Source organism: Streptomyces spongiae (assembly GCF_009377185.1).
In the GTDB taxonomy this organism is placed as follows: Bacteria; Actinomycetota; Actinomycetes; order Streptomycetales; family Streptomycetaceae; genus Streptomyces; species Streptomyces spongiae.
In genome coordinates this window covers 1-14,564 of record NZ_VJZC01000222.1, presented here as the reverse complement: position 1 = coordinate 14,564, position 14,564 = coordinate 1, and the positions used below count along the sequence as shown (strand labels likewise).

Here is a 14,564-nt window from a genome sequence, read left to right as displayed (position 1 = left end):
GACCCCACCCGGGCCCCCAGCCGTCCCGCCGCCTCTTCCTCGGCATGGCCGCCGCCACTCCCCTGGCCATGACCGGCGTGACGACCCTCGGCGCGGGCACCGCCCATGCCGCCGACTCGGCCTACGTGATGTGCTACTTCACCGAGTCGACCAGCCTCGGCGCGGGCACCGACTACGGCCTGCACCTCGCGGTCAGCCCCGACGCGCTGAACTGGACGCCGCTGAACCAGAACAACCCGGTCGCCACCCCCACCGCGGGCGCGCTCGGCCTGCGCGACCCGTTCCTCATGCGCAAGCAGGACGGCACCTTCGTCGTCCTCGCCACCGACCTCAAGGGCACCGACTGGAGCTACAACAGCCAGTACATCCACGTCTGGGACTCCGCCGACCTGCGCACCTTCACCGGCTACCGCCGTCTCAAGCTGCACGACATGACGACCCACAGCTGGGCTCCCGAGGCGTTCTGGGACGCCGGGCGGGGCCAGTACGCGGTCATCTACTCGTCGGTGAACTCCAGCGGCCACAACGTGATCATGGTGAACTACACCAGCGACTTCGTCACGGCCTCCGCCCCTCAGGTCTTCTTCGACCCGGGCTACGACGTCATCGACGGCAACATGACCGTCGGCGTGGGTGGCGTCAACTACCTCTACTTCAAGAAGAACCAGACCCTGGTCGGCGCACGCTCCACCTCCCTGAACCCCGGGAGCTTCACCGAGTTCAGCACCGGTGTCGCGCACGGCGGCACCGAGGCGCCCACCGTGTTCAAGTCGCTGACCTCGAACACCTGGTACCTGTGGGGCGACACCTACACCCCGAACGGCGTCTTCTACGCGTGGCAGACGTCCGACCTCGCGTCCGGCACCTGGACCGCCCTCGACCAGAAGACCTACACCCAGCCGGTCAACTCCAAGCACTGCGGCATCGCGACCATCACCTCCACCGAGTACAACAACCTGCTGGCCAAGTGGGGCGCACCGGCCTGGAACCGGCTCAAGTCCTACAACTACCCGGCCCGTTACGTCCGGCACGCGAACTTCGTCGGCCGCATCGACACGTACCCGTTCGACCAGTACACCGACGCCGAGTGGAAGCTCGTGCCGGGCCTGGCCGACAGCTCCGCCGTGTCCTTCCAGTCGGTCAACTACCCCACCCGCTACCTGCGGCACTACAACTACGAGCTGCGCCTCGACGTCAACGACGGCACGTCGACGTTCGCGGCGGACGCGACCTTCTACCGCACGGCCGGCCTGGCGGACTCCTCCTGGGCGTCCTTCCGCTCGTACAACAACCCGACCCGCTACATCCGGCACTCGAACTACGTCCTGCGCATCGACCCGATCTCGACGGCCACCGAGCGACAGGACGCGACCTTCCGCGTCGGCTACTGACGGGTGTCCGCCGGGTCGAGCGGCAACCCCGTGTAGTTCTCCGCCAGTTCGGCCGCCGCGTGCTCCGACGTCGCGATGCGGTCGAGCTGGGAGAGCTGGAGCTTCGTCTCGAACGGGGACTGTTCCGGGTCGGCGTGGAGGGTCGTCGTCATGAAGTACGAGAAGTGCTCGGCGCGCCACACCCGGCGCAGACAGGTGTCCGAGTAGGCGTCCAGCAGATCGGCCGAGCCGGTGTCCTTGAGGTGTGCGAAGGCGCGGGCCAGGACGATCACGTCGGCGGCGGCCAGGTTGAGGCCCTTGGCTCCGGTGGGCGGCACGATGTGTGCGGCGTCGCCTGCCAGAAAGACCCGGCCGTACCGCATCGGCTCGGTGACGTGGCTGCGCATCGGCAGCACCGCCTTGGAGGTGACGGTGCCGCGCTTGAGCCGCCATTCGCGGTTCGCGTCGAGCGCGAAGCGGGCGTCCAGCTCGTCCCAGATCCGCTCGTCGGACCAGTCGGCCGGGTCCGTGCCGTTCGGCACCTGAAGGTAGAGCCGGCTGACGGACTCGGAGCGCATGCTCGCCAGGGCGAAGCCGCGCTCGGAGTGGGCGTAGATCAACTCGTCGTAGACGGGCGGCGCGTCGGCGAGGATGCCCAGCCAGGAGTACGGGTAGGTCCGCTCGTACGTCGTCCGGACGCCCTCGGGGACGGCGTTCTTGGTCACTCCGTGGAAGCCGTCGCAGCCGACCACGTAGTCGCAGGTCAGGGTCTGCTCGCGACCCTCGTGGGTGTAGCGGATGACAGGCCTGTCGGTGTCGGCCGCCTCCACCGCGTGCACCTCCGCCTCGAAGTGCAGCGGTCCGCCGTCGACGAGCTGGAGGGCGATGAGGTCCTTCACCACCTCGGTCTGGGCGTAGACCCACACCCGGCGTCCGTCGGTCAGCGTGGGGAAGTCGACGCGGTGGGCGCGGCGGCCGTGGCGCAGCTCGATGCCGTCGTGGGGCATGCCCTCGCGGTCCAGCCGCTCCCCCGCGCCCGCGGCCCGCAGCACGTCCACGGTGGCCTGCTCCAGGATCCCCGCCCGCTGCCGCTGCTCGACGTACGCCCGGTCGCGGCTCTCCAGGACGACGCTGTCGATCCCCGCGTTGTGCAGCAGGCGGGCGAGCAGCAGCCCGGCCGGGCCGCCGCCGATGATCCCGACGGTCGTGTGCATGAACTTCTCCTCGTCGTCGAGGACGGGCCCGTACCCGGAGCGGCCTCCGGACACGGGCGGGTGCGCCTTCTCAGTGTGACTCCCCGAGCGATCCGTTCGCCCAGTGAAACTACCTTCACCAACCTGGGGTGAGTCTGCGCCCCCGCTCGTCCCCTGTCAACGGCCATCCACCCCCAGGAAGTGGAAGCCGGGGCGCGGGTGCATCAGGAAGTCGTGGTGCGAGATGTTCCACGCGTACGCCCCCGCCAGGGAGAACGCCACCCGGTCCCCGGCCCGCAGCCCCGGGGCGTGGACCTGCCGGGCGAGGACGTCTTTGGGGGTGCACAGCTGTCCGGTGAGCGTGACGCGGTCGCCGTCGGCCGACGGGCGCGGCCAGGGGTGGGGCCAGGCGTCCACCGCCAGGACCGAGCAGGGCTGGTCGTGCCCCTTGGTCGCGGGGGTGCGCAGATGGTGCGTGCCGCCCCGGACCACGGCGAATTCCTCGCCGTGGCTGTGCTTCACGTCCAGCACCTCGGTGGCGTACCAGCCGCAGTACGCCGTGAGGGCACGGCCCGGTTCGATGCGCAGCGACAGGTCCGGGTACTCGTCGGCCAGCCGGGCCAGTCCCTCGCCGTAGGCCACCCAGTCGAAGCGACGCTCGGGGTGCGCGTAGTCCACGGTCATGCCACCGCCCACGTTCACCTCGCTGAGCGGGACGCCGAGTTCCGCCGCCCAGGTCACGATGGCGCGGGCCACCGCCAGGAGGTCGGGGGCGTCGAGCCCGCTGGCCAAGTGGGCGTGGACGCCCCGGAGTTCGAGATGCGGATGGGTGCCGTCGGTGAGGGCCCGAAGCACCGGGGCCGCCTGGGACGGGTCGAGCCCGAAGGGCGTGGGGCGCCCGCCCATGGCGAGGGAGCTGCCCTCCAGGGTGCCGTCGGCCACGGCGAGGTTGAAGCGGAGCAGGACCGCCACCCGCTCCCCCGGTACGACGCGCCGCGCAAGCTCGGACAGGACGCGCAGCTCGTGCTCGCTCTCCACGTGGAAACGGCTGACGCCCCGCTCCAGGGCGGCCGTGATCTCGTCCGGGGTCTTGCCCGGGCCGCCGAACGCCAGCGGGTGCGCGGGCACGGCTTTCGCCACGTGGGCGAGCTCGCCTCCGGAGGACACCTCGTAGCCGTCGACGTAGGGCGCGAGCGCGGTCAGGATCTCCGGCTCGGGGTTGGCCTTCGCCGCGTAGTACAGCTCCACACGGGGCGGCAGCGCGGACCGTACGGTCGCAGCGTGCTCGCGCAGGGCGGCCAGGTCGTGGACGTACGCCGGGAGTTCGGCGCTCGGCAGGGACAGGACGCGGTCGCGGACGGTGGGCGTGGGGTCGGTCATCGGGCGCTCCAGCACAGGATGTCCTCGGCGAGAGGAGAGGGCAGGCGGACGTAGCCGGCCTCACGGTCGGCCTTGCGTTCCCAGCGCGTGAGCAGGTTGGCCTTGGCGGGCAGCGGTACTCCGGCGAGCAGGGCCGCGAGACGGGGCGGGCAGCCGTCGCGGTCCGCGTACGTCCGCAGGGTGGAACGGACCCGCGCCCACAGGTCGGCCTCGATCTCCGGGTGCAGGTCGGCGACGGCGGCGAGGAGTTCGGCGACGTGGTTGACCAGCAGGCAGTACACGACCCGGTCCCAGCCGCGTTGCGCGTCGTACGCCATCGGTCCCGCGACCTCGGGCGGCAGCGCGGCGAGTGTGTCGGCGTGGCGGTCGGGGACGAGCTTGGTGCCCTCCAGGTCGCGGAAGAGGACCTGGGCGGGCATGCCGTCGGCGTCGACGCAGATCAGCACGTTCTGCAGATGGGGTTCGAGGACCAGACCGTGGTCGAAGTAGGCGGCCAGCACGGGCGGGACGAGAAGCCGGAGGTAGGCGTCCCACCAGTCGAGTGCGGCCTGCGGGCCCGCTTGGTCGAGGAGGCGGGACAGGTGCGCGGGGCCGGTCGGGTACTCGTCGGCGACGGCGGCCGCGAGCAGCGGGGTCGTGCCGGGCAGGAGCCGCCGGGAGAGTCCCTCGCGCACGATGACGCCGAAGCCCTCCAGCAGGGTGCGGTCGGGGTTACCGTCCGGGCCGGGCAGGGCGAGGCTGCGGTAGGCGGGCTCGCGGAGCATGGCGCTGCCGGGGAAGCGGTCCTCCAGGTCGGCCAGCACCGGGGCCAGGGCCCGGGTGAGGGCGACGGCGCCGGCGAGCTCGTAACTGGCGTTCTTGCGCAGGCAGTTGGTGATACGGACGTTGAGGCTGAACTTCAGGAAGGCGTCGCCGTCGAAGAGGGTGCGCACGGAGGCGGTGGCGGCGAAGGGCCTGCCGCCGGGGCCGAGGTCGAGGACGTCCCCACGGCCGAGGGCGTCGCGCAGGGCCGGGTGCGTGCGCAGCATCTCGTACTGCCAGGGGTGCGCGGGCAGCAGGCGGTAGCCGTCCGGGACGTCGTCGCGCCTGCTGTCGAGGATGTCGGTGGCGCCGGGTGCGGCGCTCTCCTCGGCGATCAGGTGGTCGCGCACGGCGAGGTGCCGCAGCGGGAAGGACGCCCCGGCCTCGGGCGCGTACTCCCGCCACGCGTCGACGTCGCCGGTGCGGGCCTTGGGCGTGGGGTGGAAGCGGTGCCCGAAGAAGAGGGACTGCTCCGAGGCGAGGTAGTCGGGGAACCCGTCGCCGGTCACCGTCCCGCGTGTGGCGAGGGCCGCGGAGACGGTGTGGTGGCTGGAGGCGATCTGCTCCAGGAACTCCTCGTTGCGCACGCCCGTGCGGAGGAACAGCTCGTCGTGGGTGTAGGTGGCGAGGCGGCGCCAGTCGACCTCCCGCCAGCCGGTGGCGGTCTCCTCGTGCACCGGGCCGGAGAAACGGTGGGCGCCGAGCAGCGACGTACGGCGCAGGGCGGCCCGCAGCAGCACGCCTCGGCGGGGCAGCCGCAGCAGCAGGTGGCCGTCGGCGACGGCGGTCTGCCGTTCGGGGCCGGACACCTCGCGCAGCAGGCAGTTGAGGAGGGTGTGGGCCACGGCGTCGTCGGCGGTGGGGAGAAGGGCGGTACCCAGGGCATCGGTGAGGGGGGACATCAGCGGCTCCAGCGCGTGTTCAGAGCGAGGGTGACGGCGGCGAGGGCGGTGAGCCCCGCGGCGGCGCCACCGATGAGGACGGGTGCGGTGGGCCCGAAGCGGGCGCTGCCCGTGGCGGCGGCGACTCCGGCGGCGACGGCGCCTGCCTTGGAGAAGAACTCCACCGCCCCGAAGAGCCCGCCGGGTGCGCGGCCCTGGGCACAGGCGGCGGCGAGGATCGACAGGCCGACCATGGCGAGGGTGAGCCCGGCGCCGAGCAGCATCCGGACGCCGATCAGGGCCGGGAGCGAGTCGGCCGTGCCGTGTCCGGCCAGGCCGAGCGCGATGCCGCCGAAGCCGAGCGCGATCCCGGCCCGGGGGCGGTTCCTCAGCGCGCGGTGCACGGGCAGGGCCGACACCAGATAGCAGAGGTGGGGCAGGGCGAAGAGCACGCCGGACACCTTCGGTGACGTGCCCGGCAGCCGTTCCTCGACGAGGGATATGAGGTACGGGAAGGAGATGACGGTGGAGAACACGAAGGCGAACTCCAGGGCGTACAGCGTCCGGAGGGATCCCTTCGACGCCGACTTCGCATGCTCCTCGGGCGGCGTCTCCGGCTCGCCCTCGGCCGGTTCGGGCAGCACCGCCAGCAACACGGCCGCCACGAGCGGGAGAAGGGCCAGCAGCGCGTACTGCCGGTGCGGCGACAGCCAGGGCGACAGGGCACCGACCACGATCGGGGCGATGACCAGGGCGGCCCGCGCGCTGCCCTGCATCAGGGTGAGTGCCTTCGACAGGTGAGGGCCGTCCAGCCCGGCGCCGAGGTAGCCGTTCGAGGCCGCGAACGTGCCGCCGAGGATGCCCTGCAGCACGAGGGCCGCCGTGAACGTGACGATCGAGTCGGCCCACCCGGCGAGCAGGAACGACACGGCGAGCCCCAACTGGGCACGCAGCAGCAGCCGTTTCCGCCCGAAACGGTCGGCCAGACGCCCCCAGAGCGGGGCCGCGAGCGCGCCGAACACCGTGGGCACCACGTACAGCACACCGGCCCACCGGGCCGTCCGGTCGCCCAGTTCCGGCAGGATCTGGGTCAGGTACGGCGGGAGCCCCAGCGCGGCGAAGGACGCCACGAAGTAACACCCGGCCACGGCGTGCACCTGGCGACGGCCGAACGCGGTGCGGGACATCCGCAGGGTCTCGGCGCTCATACCGCCGCCCCTTTCGCCGCGTTCCCCTCCGGCAGCAGGTAGTTGGGGCCGGTCGTGTAGTGCTTGTTGACGTCGGCCGCGCCCGACCGCTCCTTGCTGAGCAGGGTCCCGGCGGTGACCATCGCCTTCACCGGCAGCCGGGGCGCGTCCAGCACCCGCGCGCGCAGAACCGCTCCGGGCCCGCCGCCGAGCCGGTCCACAGCCTCCGCGAGCCGGTGCCGTACCAGCCCCAGCAGCAGCGGCAGCGGGGCCCGGCCGTGCCCGGCGAGCCCGAACGCGTAGGCGCCCGCGCACAGGTGGAGGGTGATGGTGGCGAACACGTCGGCGACCGGCCCGTCGTCGGTGCAGAAGGTCCGGGGGTCGTCGAACCCCCATGGACCGCTGAGCGCCTTCTCCAGTCGTGCGGTGTTGACGCGCGGCCCGTCGTTGTCCTTGAACAGCAACCGCAGATCGCCGGGGTGCGGCCCCAGGACGAGCGAGACGTTCTGCTGGTGCGACTCCAGTGCGATGCCGTACCCGAACAGCGTGGTCTGCCAGTCGAAGAGGAGGGTGAGGACGGCGTCCAGCAGGGCGGGCACGTCCCCGTCGTGGAAGCGGTCGGCGAGGTGGTCGATCACCAGTCGCCCGCCGGGTGCCTCCGCGAGCAGCGCGGCCATGGGGACGACGACGGCGTCGTCGAGCCCCTCCGGGTAGCGGCGGCACAGCACCGCCAGCATCTCGTGTCCGGCGTGCGCGTACACGGTCTCGTCGGCGTGCAGGACCGTCTCCCGGAAGCGGGGTTCGCGGTCGACGACGGCTTCCAGCAGCCGCTGCCCCGCCGCGCCGTCGACCAGGGTGCCGGGCTTGATGGAGCGTTTGTTGCGCAGGCCCAACGTGGCGGTGGGCAGCGGGAGTTTGAGGTGCAGCGACGGGTCGGCGGCGAGGGCGACCGTACGGGTCGACAGCGTGGGGACCACGTCGAGGTACCCCTGGTCGGCGAGTACCGCGCGGTCGGCCAGCCCCGTGTCGCGGAGCGCCTCGTCCAGCGGGGCACCGATGCTCAACGGGTGGACAGGCAGGGCGACATGGGTGCGGTCGCGCTCGGCGAGCCCGAGGGTCGCAGGCGTGGGCCAGTACTCCGGCAGGCTCCCGGCCAGGGTGAGCGCGGCCTTCGGCACGGCGAGCCAGCGGAGCGCGAACCGGGGGTGGAACTCGGGTGCGTACGCGCGGAGTTGGTTCTCACTGAGCCCGGAGCGGCCGCGAGCCGTCGGGTACACCGGGTGGTCGAGGCGGGCGGCGAGCGTGTCGAGGGCGAGGCTGCCGGTGAGGCCGGTCCAGTGGGCGGGGTCGCGGCCGTAGCGCTCGGCCAGCCTGTCGCGTACCTCCTCGGCCGTGTCGGCGTGCAACCGCATCGTGGCCAGCGTCTGGCGGCACTCCTCGGTGAAGGCGTCGAAGCCGTCGCGGTCGACGGGCTCGGCGAGGGCGCGCAGTTCGGCGAGGAGGGTCTCGTACGTCTTCGCCTCGGTACCGTCCGACTCCCGTACGAGCAGCGGCAGTCGGGCGGTGTACGCGCACTGGAACCCGTCCTCGGCCACCGGCAGCAGCAGGGCGTCGCCTTCGGCGGGCAGCCGGAGCCAAGGGCCGTCGGAGCAGTGGACGAGGGTGCCGCGGGTGCGCAGGCCGACGACATCCTCGCGGAGCAGGGTGCTGAGCACGCGTGTGAGCAGTTCGGCCTCGACGGGATCCACGTCCACGGATGTCGTCGTGGTCGTCGTCACGGCTGGATCACCCAGTCCTGGGCCGCGAGGAAGGCGGCCGTCGCGCGGTCCACGGCTTGCTGGTCGGTGCCGAGCGTCCTCAGGACACCCAGGTAGTCGCGGTTGGTGCGGTACAGCTCGTGCCGTTCGCCGATCGGACGGAGCGGACGGTACGTCAAGTGCACGCCGTCGTCGCTGTGTTCGCCGGCTTCTGGTGCGGTGGTGAGGATGCCGGCGCGGTCGGCGCACGGGTACTCCAGCCGGGCCGCTCCGTCGCGTCGCGCGCCCAGGTCCGTGGGCAGGGGCTCGCCGAGGTGTGTGCGCAGGATGTGCTCGAAGAGCGGGATGTCCAGGAGCTGGGCGAGCAGCAGGTCGCACTGGTCACCGATGGCCCGGTAGTTGACCTCGATGAGGCGTGCCCGACCCTCGTGGACCACGAACTCGGTGTGGCAGGCGCCGAATCCGACGCCGAGCGCGTCGAGTTGGGCGAGGACCTGGTCCACGACCGGCTCGGGGTGGGCGGGGACGAAGGTCATCCGCTCCTCGATGAAGTACGGCGGCGGGGACAGCTCGGTGTGGAAGCCGCCCAGGACGTGGCGGACGCGGCCGTCGCCGAGGGTCTCCAGCGTGTAGAGCTCGCCCGGCAGGTACTCCTCCACGACCAGGGTGGCTCCGGGGCGGCGGGCGAGGATCTCCTTGCTCTGCGCGACGAGTTCCTCGGGTCCGTCGACGAGGACGACGTCCTCGCTGGCCACGCCCTCGCGGGGTTTGAGCACGCACGGGTACGGCGCGTCCAGGGCGACGGGGTCGGTGGGTTCGGTGAGTTCGGCCGACCAGACGGTGTCGGCGCCCGCCGCGGAGAGCCGGCGGCGCATCTCGGCCTTGTCCTTGGCGCGCAGGGTGGCACGCCAGTCCTTGGCGGGGAGGCCGAAGTAGTGGGCGGCGAGGGCTGCCTGGGTCTGGAGGTGGTCGCTGTTGGTGAAGACGGCGTCCGGGGTGTGGTGCGTGGAGATCCTCGTGACGACGGCGCGGAAGTCGCGAACGTCGCACCGCAGGACCTCGATGTCGGGGTAGGTGCGGCGGTGGGCGTCGGGCTGATCGGTGAGGACCGTGACGTCGAGGCCGAGCCGGGCGGCGGCGGGCAGGAAGCCCTCGGTGACGGAATCCGTGGGGTTGAGGGCGAGCAGGTACAGACGCATGGGGACTGGGTGCACAACTTCCGTGAGCGGGTGGGGGGTTGTGTGGGGGCGAGCCGCTCGTGGACAGCCCGCCCCCGGACCGAGGGAGTTACTTCTCGGGCAGGGCGTTACTTGGGCTGAGCGCGGCGCAGAGTGTCAGGGCCCCGAGGCCGGCGACGAAGACGGGAACGTGCCGGAGGGCTCGGAAGGGTGGCACACACACCTCTCCCGATCACCGGCACGCAACTCCCCAGGTCACCGATGTGCGCCACCTCACCCACCGTCACGCGCCCCCTTGGTCACCAGCACTCGATCTTCAGACTAAGGTAAGCCTTACCTTCTTGTAATGCACCAGAACCCTCACTCTCTGGAGTTCCGATGACCGTGGCCCTCGGCCTCGCGCCGGCAGACGCCGACACGGACGTGCCCGGACTCCTTGCCGCGTCGTACCGGCGACTGGCCTCGCTCTGCGAGGTGCTGACGGTGCGGATCACGGACCCACGCCAACTGGGCCCGAGGACACCGTGTCTGATGGAGGGGCAGGAACAGGTCGAGGCCTTCGTCGACGCCGAGGCCGCCCGTATCCAGGACCGCTTCGGCCACACCGCACCCCGCCATGTCGCCGCTTCGCGGGCGCTCCACGACTACGCCTGGTCGGTGGGGCTGCTGATGGGCGGTGTCTGGTACCTGGACCGGAGGGTTCCGCGCATCGCACCCGAGGACGTGCGGATCGACCTCGCCTCCGGGACGTTCGAGATCACGCCGGGTGCCCACCTCGCCTGCCTGCCGGACGACCCCGCCGCCGCACTGTACGGTGCGCTGTCCGTGGCCCAGGAGGAGGCTCTGCGGGGCGAGTTGAGGCGGGCGGTCGCCGATCACATGGGTCCGGTACTGGACGCGATGGCGCCGTACGCACGGCGTGGCTCACGCGCCCTGTGGGGCATGGTCGCCGACGACCTGGTCTCGGGCATCTGGTACCTCGGCCGGGTGCTCGGCGAGGAGGCCACCGCCGTACGGGCCGCCACCGACGTACTGCCGTCCGCCCTGGCACCCTTCCCCGACGGCGCCGGCTTCCGCCATCTGCGCACCGCGGACGGCCACGAACACCCGACGCGCACCCGCACCGGCTGCTGCCTCTACTACACGATCCGCCCCGGCGATGCCTGCTCCACCTGCCCCCGCACCTGCGACACGGAACGGGTGCGACGGCTCGGCGGCTGACCTGGCCGACCCCCCGTGGCCCCGGCGGCCCTCGCTCTTCAGAGGGGATAGGCGTAGAAGCCCTGGCCCGACTTCCGCCCGAGCTGCCCGGCGGCCACCATGCGGCGCAGCAACGGCGGTGGCGCGTACAGCGGTTCGGCGTGCTCCTCGTACAGGGACTCGGCGATCGCCTGGGCCGTGTCGAGTCCGATCAGGTCGAGCAGCCGCAGGGGGCCCATGGGGTGCGCGCAGCCGAGTTCCATGCCGTGGTCGATGTCCGCGGCGGTGGCCGTCCCGGCCTGGACCATCCGGACGGCTGCCAGCAGATAGGGAACCAGCAGCGCGTTGACGATGAACCCGGCCTGGTCGGGGGCCTGGACGACGGTCTTCCCCAGTTGGTCGGCGGCGAAGCGGCGGGCGCGGTCGAGGGTGTCGGTGCTGGTGGTGAGGGCGGGGATGACCTCCACCAGGGCCTGGACGGGGACAGGGTTGAAGAAGTGCAGTCCCACGACCCGGTCCGGTCGGCCGGTGGCCGTCGCGAGGTCCGTCAGCGGGATGGACGAGGTGTTGCTGGCGAGGACGGCGTCGGTGCCGGTGCCGGACAGGACCTTGTCGATGTCGCGGAAGAGGGCGCGTTTCAGGTCGCGGTCCTCCGCCGTGGCCTCGATGACGAGTTCACGGTCGGCGAGATCACCGAGGTCCGTGGTGTAGGTCAGCCGGGACAGGGCGAGGGCTCGTTCGTCGTCGGTGAGTCTGCCGCGTTGTACGGCCCGCCTGAGGGAGCCCTCGATACGGCGGCGCCCGTTCTCCACGGCGGTCCAGGTGACCTCGGTCACCAGGACGTCGAGCCCGCTTCGCGCCACGGTCTCGGCGATGCCGGAGCCCATGAGGCCGCAGCCGAGGACGCCGACGCGGGAGATGGTGGTCATGCGAGGGCCCTCCGCTCGGGGTCGGTCGTCCGCGCCAGATGAGTGCGCGGGCTGAACCCGGGATCGGCGACGTCCTCGGGGGTGACCGGGACGCCGTCGGCCAGCAGCCGACGGGCCGTCAGGTGGTCCGCGGGCCGGTTGACGGACTCGACCGCCACCAGGGACGACGCACGGAAGCAGTACACCGAGAACCCCTTGGCCTGCTCCTCCCCGCGTACGACGGTGTGGTCGTGCCCCGCCGACAGTCCGGCGATCTGGAGCCGGAGGTCGCCCTGGTAGCTCCAGAACCAGGCGAGCGCGTCGTACGGGCGCGGTGCTCCGGTGAGCCGGGCGGCCAGGCAGCGGGCCTGGTCGGCGGCGTTCTGGACGGACTCCAGCCGGATCCTGCCCTCGCCGCGCGGGTCGGGGAAGGCGGCGCAGTCGCCGATCGCGGAGATGTGCGGGTCCTCGGTCGCGAGGTACTCGTCCACGACGACGCCGTTGTCCGTCGCCAGCCCCGCCATGGTGGCCAGTTCGGTGTTGGGGAGGACACCGATGCCGGTGACCACCAGGTCGGCCGGGATCGTGACCCCGTCCGCCGTGCGCACACCCGTCACCCGCCCGTCCCGTCCGACCAGTTCGGCGGGGGCGGAGCCCATCAGGAGCCGGGTGCCCCGCAGACGGTGCTGCTCGGCGAAGTGGGCGGCGGTGGGCGCGGACACGGCGCGGCCCATCACCTGGTCCGCGATGTCGAGTACGACGGGACTGAGGCCGGCGGCCCGGCAGGCTGCGGCGAACTCCAGACCGATGAATCCGGCCCCGATCACGACCACGTCCCGCACCGCGTCCAGCCGCCGCCGCAGCTCCTGGGCGTCGGCGAGGGTCCGGAGGTTCACCACACCCTCCAGTCCGCTGCCCGGAACCGGCAGCGAACGGGGCCGGGCGCCGGTGGCCAGGACCAGGTGCCCGTACGGGAGGACGGTGTCGTCGTCGAGCGTCAGGGTGCGCAGGCGCCGGTCGATGCCCACGGCACGGCGGCCGACGAACAACCGGACGCCCCGGTCCTCGTAGAACCGCTCGGCGCGCAGGCACAGTTCGCCCGCGGACGTCTTCCCGGCGAGGTACTCCTTGGACAACGGCGGCCGCTGGTAGGGCAGTTCGGGTTCGTCGCCGACGAGCGTGAGCGGACCGTCGTGGCCTGCCTCCCGCAGTGAGTCGGCGACCTGCACTCCCGCCTGGCCGGCACCGACCACCACGACACCGCCGTGTCCCTCCGCTCCCGGGGTCATGTCTGTGCTCCCGGCACGTGTATCACCAGGTGCTCCATCCGGTCGGTGAGGGTCAACCGGCAGCTCAGGCGGCTGTTGTCGCGCCGCGGTTCGGCCGTGCAGTCGAGGAGTTCGTCCTCGTCGTCCGTCGCGCCCGGGAAGACGCCGTCGACGCCCTCTCCCGTGTAGACGTGGCAGGTGGCGCACATCAGGTTGCCGCCGCACTCGGCGACGATGCCCCGGACGCCCGCGGCGACCGCGCCGCGCATGACGGTGGTGCCGGGCGGCAGGTCGAGCACGGTCTCGGTGCCGTCCTGTTGCACGTAGGTCACCTTGGGCATAGCGGGGTGTTCCTCTCAGAGCGGTGGGGAGTGCCGAGGACCGTCACCCGGTCGCCACGGGGCTGACGATGAAGTTGCTGAAGCCGCCGTTGCGCTGTGCGGTGCCGCTGATGGCCTCGTTGACCTGCTCCAGCGGGTACACCACGTGCTCGAGGGGGCTGAGGTCGAGGAGTCCGGCCGCCACCATGTCGGCCATGGCCTGGCCTTCGCCGGAGGTGAACCAGGCCGAGCCGATCAGCCTCATCTGCTGGTCCATCATGTGGTGGACGTCGATCGGGACGTCCCCGGCGATGGCGCCGATGTTGACCGCGACGGCCCCGCGCGCCATGGCGCGCATGCCCGCGAGGAACGTCTCGTGCGGGGCGCCCGGGCCGAGTGCGTCGACGTAGATGTCGGCGCCGTGGCCGCCCGTCTCCTGACGGACCCACTCGTCGAGTGGGCCGTCGTCGAGGGAGTGCAGACGGAAGCGGCCGGGGGCCAGCTTGTCGACCTGCTCCAGCAGGTTCCGGTCACGGCCGGTGCCGTAGACGTGCGTGAGCCCCATTGCGGGCGCGAGCAGGGCGGCGGCGATGCCCAGGGTGCCGCTGATGCCGTTGATCAGGATCCGCTTGCCGGGGCCCGCCTCCGCCTTGCGCAGCGCCGAGTACATCGTGCCGATGTAGCCGAAGCGGGCCGCGGCGTTGAAGGAGAGCTCGTCGGGCAGTTTCACCAGAGAGTAGGCGGGCGCCACCATGTACTCCGCGAGGCCGCCCTGGTAGCGGTCGAGCAGGCCGATGGCGGTCCCGGAGAAACCGAAGTAGCCTGCGAAGGCGTAGCTGGCGCAGTTGATCGAGTCGCCGTTCCGACAGGACCGGCAGGACCCGCAGCTGCGGCCCGGGTTGACGTACACCCGGTCCCCCACCTCGAAGCCCTCGACGCCCTCGCCGACGGCGTCGATCACTCCGGCCGGGTCCAGTCCGAAGATGGCCGGGAGGGTCGGGAGAGGGCTCTGCGGGAACCAGGTCGTCCACATCGTCAGGATGTTGGCGAGGTTGGGCACGATGTTCACGGCGTGGACGGCGACGCGGACGTCTCCGGGGCGGGGCGTCGGGACGGGGACG

General features: G+C 71.9%; 12 protein-coding genes. 2 read left to right on the top strand and 10 right to left on the bottom strand.

Features of this window, described 5'->3' with window-relative positions:
• Nucleotides 1–1,391, top strand: a 1,391-nt coding sequence (locus FNH08_RS26440; RefSeq protein WP_322725425.1) for a glycoside hydrolase family 43 protein, incomplete at its 5' end; no start/stop codon positions are given.
• On the opposite strand, the gene FNH08_RS26435 is transcribed toward FNH08_RS26440, so the two are convergent.
• The 6 genes from FNH08_RS26435 to FNH08_RS26410 form a co-directional block, all read right to left on the bottom strand.
• On the bottom strand, nt 1,385–2,584 hold the full coding sequence (locus tag FNH08_RS26435; RefSeq protein ID WP_152774041.1) for a 4-hydroxybenzoate 3-monooxygenase: 1,200 nt from the start codon (nt 2,582–2,584) through the stop codon (nt 1,385–1,387). The genes FNH08_RS26440 and FNH08_RS26435 overlap by 7 nt on opposite strands.
• 156 nt (nt 2,585–2,740) lie before the next feature.
• Nucleotides 2,741–3,943 carry a type III PLP-dependent enzyme gene (locus tag FNH08_RS26430; RefSeq protein WP_152774039.1) on the bottom strand — a complete coding sequence of 401 codons (1,203 nt, stop codon included), beginning with the start codon at nt 3,941–3,943 and terminating at the stop codon, nt 2,741–2,743.
• On the bottom strand, nt 3,940–5,646 hold the full coding sequence (locus FNH08_RS26425; protein ID WP_152774038.1) for an IucA/IucC family protein: 1,707 nt from the start codon (nt 5,644–5,646) through the stop codon (nt 3,940–3,942). The genes FNH08_RS26430 and FNH08_RS26425 overlap by 4 nt, the downstream gene beginning before the upstream one ends.
• Nucleotides 5,646–6,833, bottom strand: coding sequence for an MFS transporter (locus FNH08_RS26420; protein ID WP_152774037.1), 1,188 nt, complete (start codon nt 6,831–6,833; stop codon nt 5,646–5,648). Before FNH08_RS26420 ends, FNH08_RS26425 begins: the two co-directional genes overlap by 1 nt.
• Entirely contained in the window at nt 6,830–8,590 is a 1,761-nt protein-coding gene (locus FNH08_RS26415) for an IucA/IucC family protein (RefSeq protein ID WP_322725423.1), read from the bottom strand. Before FNH08_RS26415 ends, FNH08_RS26420 begins: the two co-directional genes overlap by 4 nt.
• Nucleotides 8,587–9,768, bottom strand: coding sequence for an ATP-grasp domain-containing protein (locus FNH08_RS26410; RefSeq protein WP_152774036.1), 1,182 nt, complete (start codon nt 9,766–9,768; stop codon nt 8,587–8,589). Before FNH08_RS26410 ends, FNH08_RS26415 begins: the two co-directional genes overlap by 4 nt.
• Before the next feature lie 357 nt (nt 9,769–10,125).
• Between FNH08_RS26410 and FNH08_RS26405 the strand changes: the two genes are divergently transcribed.
• Complete coding sequence (locus FNH08_RS26405; RefSeq protein ID WP_152774035.1) at nt 10,126–10,968, top strand: (2Fe-2S)-binding protein; 843 nt, start codon at nt 10,126–10,128, stop codon at nt 10,966–10,968.
• Nucleotides 10,969–11,006: 38 nt separating this feature from the next.
• On the opposite strand, the gene FNH08_RS26400 is transcribed toward FNH08_RS26405, so the two are convergent.
• From FNH08_RS26400 to FNH08_RS26385, 4 genes are all read right to left on the bottom strand, one after another.
• Nucleotides 11,007–11,876 carry a 3-hydroxybutyryl-CoA dehydrogenase gene (locus tag FNH08_RS26400; RefSeq protein ID WP_152774034.1) on the bottom strand — a complete coding sequence of 290 codons (870 nt, stop codon included), beginning with the start codon at nt 11,874–11,876 and terminating at the stop codon, nt 11,007–11,009.
• The gene (locus FNH08_RS26395; protein ID WP_152774033.1) at nt 11,873–13,144 is read right to left on the bottom strand and encodes an NAD(P)/FAD-dependent oxidoreductase; all 1,272 of its coding nucleotides are present in this window, start codon (nt 13,142–13,144) and stop codon (nt 11,873–11,875) included. The genes FNH08_RS26400 and FNH08_RS26395 overlap by 4 nt, the downstream gene beginning before the upstream one ends.
• Entirely contained in the window at nt 13,141–13,464 is a 324-nt protein-coding gene (locus tag FNH08_RS26390; RefSeq protein WP_152774032.1) for a 2Fe-2S iron-sulfur cluster-binding protein, read from the bottom strand. Before FNH08_RS26390 ends, FNH08_RS26395 begins: the two co-directional genes overlap by 4 nt.
• A gap of 43 nt (nt 13,465–13,507) precedes the next feature.
• On the bottom strand, nt 13,508–14,564 hold a 1,057-nt coding region (locus tag FNH08_RS26385; protein WP_152774031.1), incomplete at its 5' end, for an alcohol dehydrogenase catalytic domain-containing protein.

What these genes read in the sequence shown, in the direction of transcription:
- FNH08_RS26410 (WP_152774036.1), bottom strand. Translation starts at nt 9,768, where the DNA reads ATGCGTCTGTACCTGCTCGCCCTCAACCCCACGGATTCCGTCACCGAG.
- FNH08_RS26395 (WP_152774033.1), bottom strand. Translation starts at nt 13,144, where the DNA reads ATGACCCCGGGAGCGGAGGGACACGGCGGTGTCGTGGTGGTCGGTGCC.
- FNH08_RS26435 (WP_152774041.1), bottom strand. Translation starts at nt 2,584, where the DNA reads ATGCACACGACCGTCGGGATCATCGGCGGCGGCCCGGCCGGGCTGCTG.
- FNH08_RS26405 (WP_152774035.1), top strand. Translation starts at nt 10,126, where the DNA reads ATGACCGTGGCCCTCGGCCTCGCGCCGGCAGACGCCGACACGGACGTG.
- FNH08_RS26425 (WP_152774038.1), bottom strand. Translation starts at nt 5,646, where the DNA reads ATGTCCCCCCTCACCGATGCCCTGGGTACCGCCCTTCTCCCCACCGCC.
- FNH08_RS26390 (WP_152774032.1), bottom strand. Translation starts at nt 13,464, where the DNA reads ATGCCCAAGGTGACCTACGTGCAACAGGACGGCACCGAGACCGTGCTC.
- FNH08_RS26420 (WP_152774037.1), bottom strand. Translation starts at nt 6,833, where the DNA reads ATGAGCGCCGAGACCCTGCGGATGTCCCGCACCGCGTTCGGCCGTCGC.
- FNH08_RS26400 (WP_152774034.1), bottom strand. Translation starts at nt 11,876, where the DNA reads ATGACCACCATCTCCCGCGTCGGCGTCCTCGGCTGCGGCCTCATGGGC.
- FNH08_RS26430 (WP_152774039.1), bottom strand. Translation starts at nt 3,943, where the DNA reads ATGACCGACCCCACGCCCACCGTCCGCGACCGCGTCCTGTCCCTGCCG.